Origin of the sequence: Actinopolymorpha sp. B17G11, assembly GCF_040196095.1 — a bacterium.
GTDB lineage: Bacteria > Actinomycetota > Actinomycetes > Propionibacteriales > Actinopolymorphaceae > Thermasporomyces.
Window position 1 is genome coordinate 1 of record NZ_JBEFTW010000086.1, and the last position, 3,834, is coordinate 3,834.

The window sequence follows — 3,834 nt, forward strand, 5'->3', positions numbered from 1 at the left end:
GCCCGCTGGCTGATCATCGCCGACGACATTGAGATGTCGTGGCAACCTGATGGGGGCGATGTCGAGATCATCACGCCGGTCGGCGGGTCCGGCCGGCCTTGATCGCCGCCCGCACATCGGCATGACCACGCGGAACGCAGCTTGATAGGGCGTTTCGCGCTCGCTCCTCAAGAGTCGGTGACTCTAAGCCACCAATTAGGGCTGACCCGGGCGGCCTTCAAGCGGTCGAGCTGCGCAACGGCACGGTTAGTCCGGCGGCCCGCTCGCGTCAGGCGCACCCTGCGAGAGCGGGATTGGCTCGGCCCCACAGTTGACGTAGACGCGTACGATCCGGCCGTCGTGCTTCTCGCCGTACACCCCGTAGTACCCGTCCCCCCAACCGCTCTGGAAGACGACCCCGGCGCCGGCGTGCCCGTTGCCAAACACCAGTTGCCCGAAGCCGTCCTTAGAGAGCGTGGCCTGGCAGGCGCCGTCGTACGAGTAGTGGAACTCCTCCGGCGGCGGAGGCGGCGGCAGTTCCACGAGCCGTCCGGCCTCGACGAGAGCCGGGACGGTCTGGCCGTAGGGCTCCACGGGCTCGGTGTACCTGACCTCGTGCGGGTCCCACGCGACCGTAGCTCCGGTCTGGGTGTCCCGGTACCTGTGCACGCCGTCGAACGGCTCGTCTAGCCACTTCTCCTGGATGTAGCAGGGGTCCGTGATCATCAGTTGGCCGCTGTCGACGCGGGCCACCCCCAGGTATTTCACCTCGACCTCCACGACCCGGTCCTCCCGCTCCTTTAGGTACTCCATGTATTCGTCGTAGTCGGGGTCGTCGGGGTCAGGCCCCTCCATCTCCAGGACTGCGCGGAAACCCTTGGTCTGTTCGAGGGTCCGGTTCAGCACGCGCACTTCCTCCTTGACCCGTCCCAGCTCCTGGGTGCCGTGCTCCCGGTCGCTCGACAGCCTCTCGATCTCCTGTTCGCGGATGGAGATCCGCTCGGCCAGGACGCGCTCGACCGCCTCGGGGCTGCGCTCTCCAGTTCCTCGGCCTTCTCGCGCCAGTAGCCCGCCTGCTTGTTCGCCAGGGACACCTCGGCGTCCTTGGTCCCGATCGTCGCCTTGAGGTTCTCAAAGTACATCTTCCAGACGACCCCGCCGGCGAGCAGCGCGCCCGCGTTCAGGGCAACCTGCGCCCAATCCTTCACCGAGTCCACCAGCGCCATCGTCTGCTCCCTCGCACGCGACTTCCACTGTTGGCAGCCTAGATGTTGCGGATCATGAGGTTGGTGACGCGGGGGGCGTGAGGACGTGAGGCGGGTCTCCGTCGGCAGGATGTGAAGCGCTGACCACACGTCCTGTTCCGAAGGAGACCCGCGTGTCCCACCGTAATGCTCCGTTGACTCCTGCTGGCCGTCTGCGTCTGGTTCAGCGCTGTGAGGCCCGTCCGATCGCTCATGTGGCTGCCGAGGCTGGTGTGTCTCGGCAGTGCCTGTCCAAGTGGGTCGGCCGGTACCGCCGGTGTGGCCAGGTGGGTCTGCTCGACCGGTCGTCAGCGCCACACACCTCGCCCGCACAGCTGGCGCCGGAGGTGGTGGAACTGATCGAGTCCTGGCGCCGCAAGCGCAAGTGGTCCGCCCGCACGATCGCCACCGAACTGGCCGCCCACGGGCACCGGGTCTCGGCCGCCACGGTGGGCCGCTGGTTCGTCCGGCTGGGCATCAACCGCCGCCGCGACCTCGACCCCGACGGCGAGGTGAACCGCAGACCAGCCACGATCACCGCCCGCTATCCCGGCCACATGATCCACCTGGACGTCAAGAAAGTCGGTCGGATCCCCGACGGCGGTGGCTGGCGCGCCCACGGCCGCGGCAGCACCGCCGACCGGGCCGCCCAACGCGCCAAGAAACGCCGCAACGGCGCCGCCAAAGCCGGCTACGTCTACCTACACTCCGTCATCGACGGCTACTCCCGACTGGCCTACACCGAACACCTGCCCGATGAGACCGCCGCCACCAGCATCGGCTTCTTCCACCGGGCGCGAGCGTTCTTCGCCGCCCACGGCATCACTCGGATCACCCGCGTGGTCACCGACAACGGACCCAACTACCGCGCCGCCGCCTTCGCCCGCACCGTCGCCGCGTTCGCCTCCCGCCACCAACGGATCCGCCCCTACACCCCACGCCACAACGGCAAAGTCGAGCGCTACCAACGGATCCTGGCCGAAGAACTCCTCTACGCCAGAGTCTGGACCAGCGAAACCCAACGCGCCGAAGCCATCCAGATCTGGAACATCCACTACAACTACCATCGCCCACACACCGCCGTCGGAGACCAACCCCCAGCCTCACAACTCCACCACGGCGTCACCAACCTCCTGACCGGGAACAACTAGATGTAGCAGCGGCCATCGTTCTCACGCCAGCGGGCTCGCCTGCCTCGCCGCCGAAGAGCAGCTCGCTCACCGGCGGAACCGTCCACCCTCTGCGGCATGTGCGTGCGTCCGGCCTCAGCGCGACTTAACCCGGTGAGCGTGGGGCGGTGAGACCTGAGAGGCTGCCCTCGTGAGATCGGGTGTGGAGTTGCTGCAAGCGGCGAGGAGCATGTCGGAGGCCGAGGTTGCCCTCACCTTCGGACACGCCGGACCGAGTAGTGCTCAAGGGATCGAGCGTGCCGCGTTGGTGGCTGCGCTGCTGTCGAGCTTCACGCCAGCGGACGCCCCGTTGATCCGGCAGCTGACCCGAGCCGAGATCACAGCGGTGAATAGTGCCGACGCTGGCTGCGGCGACGTGCTGCTCGCCTGCTGCTGGCTCTTGTTCAGGCTCGGCTACGTCGAGGACAGCGAGCTCGTGTGGCGCGCCAAGGAGATCAACTTTGACTCGCACAGCTACATCGACTCCGTCTTCCTCATCCCTCAGGGGGCCCAGGCCACGGCCGAGTTCGCTCGCTCTCAGGGACTGTCCGATCTCGTCACCTGGGTCGAAGGAGACTGGCTGCGCGACCCCGAGGAGCACGTACGGGAGTGGCGGACCGGATCGTTTTTCGCCACCGTGCCCCCGGCCGAGGCACCCGCGGCGGAACTGGCTGCGTGGCTTCGCCAATGACAACGCCGATCCGACAAGTACGCGCTGCCTTCGACACCGAAACGATCATCGTCTATCAGGCCTACGGCCACGAGATCGCCGACGCAGCCCTGGCAGCCGGCACGTTCGTCGCGCCGTTCAGCATGAGCCGAATGACCTGGATCAAGCCCTCGTTCCTGTGGATGATGTATCGCTGCGGCTGGGCGTCGAAACCAGGCCAGGAACGCGTCCTCGCCATCCGCATGCGACGGACCGGCTTCGAAGCGGCATTGCGCGAGTCCTGCCTGAGCCACTTCGACCCCGCGCACCACAAGACCCGCGACGCATGGCGCAGGGCGCTGGTCACCTGCCCCGTGCGCGTCCAGTGGGATCCCGAGCGTACGACCGAGGGGCAGCCCCTTCCATATCGCTCATTGCAGGTCGGGCTGTCCGGGTCGGCCGTGACCCGGTTCGTCACCGACTGGATCCAGGGCATCGGCGACATCACCGACTCACTTGAAGACCGCCGCCAAGGCCTTGCACCCCTGCCACAGGAAGTCGCCTACCCGCTGCCGGCCACGATCGCGAAGCGCATCTCGGCGAACGTATAACCAGCCCAGCCCTAGCCGAACCAGACCCCGCAATCAGCATTGTCACGCGGGGAGCGGCAGATGAGTGCGCCGCTCAGACGTCGAGAGTGAGACGAGCGATCCTGAGGATTCGCTCGTAGTACGGCCGGGCGTCTGCTGGAAACGCCTCCATGGAGCGCCGCAGTTCGTCAGCCGCCTGCACC

The 3,834-nt window shown here is 67.0% G+C and carries 5 protein-coding genes; 3 read left to right on the forward strand and 2 right to left on the reverse strand.

What is annotated here, in order from left to right; genetic code table 11:
- Window positions 1–246 precede the first annotated feature (246 nt).
- Both ABN028_RS35010 and ABN028_RS35015 read right to left on the reverse strand, forming a co-directional pair.
- Window positions 247–885: a hypothetical protein gene (locus ABN028_RS35010; RefSeq protein WP_349699638.1), complete on the reverse strand. Its 639-nt coding sequence runs from the start codon at window positions 883–885 to the stop codon at window positions 247–249.
- Window positions 879–1,205 (reverse strand): hypothetical protein, encoded by a 327-nt coding sequence (locus tag ABN028_RS35015; RefSeq protein WP_349699639.1) that lies wholly within the window; start codon window positions 1,203–1,205, stop codon window positions 879–881. Before ABN028_RS35015 ends, ABN028_RS35010 begins: the two co-directional genes overlap by 7 nt.
- Before the next feature lie 152 nt (window positions 1,206–1,357).
- On the opposite strand from ABN028_RS35015, the gene ABN028_RS35020 reads away from it, so the two are divergent.
- From ABN028_RS35020 to ABN028_RS35030, 3 genes are all read left to right on the forward strand, one after another.
- Window positions 1,358–2,374: an IS481 family transposase gene (locus tag ABN028_RS35020; RefSeq protein WP_349699640.1), complete on the forward strand. Its 1,017-nt coding sequence runs from the start codon at window positions 1,358–1,360 to the stop codon at window positions 2,372–2,374.
- Window positions 2,375–2,543: 169 nt separating this feature from the next.
- Complete coding sequence (locus ABN028_RS35025; protein ID WP_349699641.1) at window positions 2,544–3,083, forward strand: hypothetical protein; 540 nt, start codon at window positions 2,544–2,546, stop codon at window positions 3,081–3,083.
- Window positions 3,002–3,652 (forward strand): DUF4291 domain-containing protein, encoded by a 651-nt coding sequence (locus tag ABN028_RS35030; protein WP_349699642.1) that lies wholly within the window; start codon window positions 3,002–3,004, stop codon window positions 3,650–3,652. Before ABN028_RS35025 ends, ABN028_RS35030 begins: the two co-directional genes overlap by 82 nt.
- Window positions 3,653–3,834: the final 182 nt, after the last annotated feature.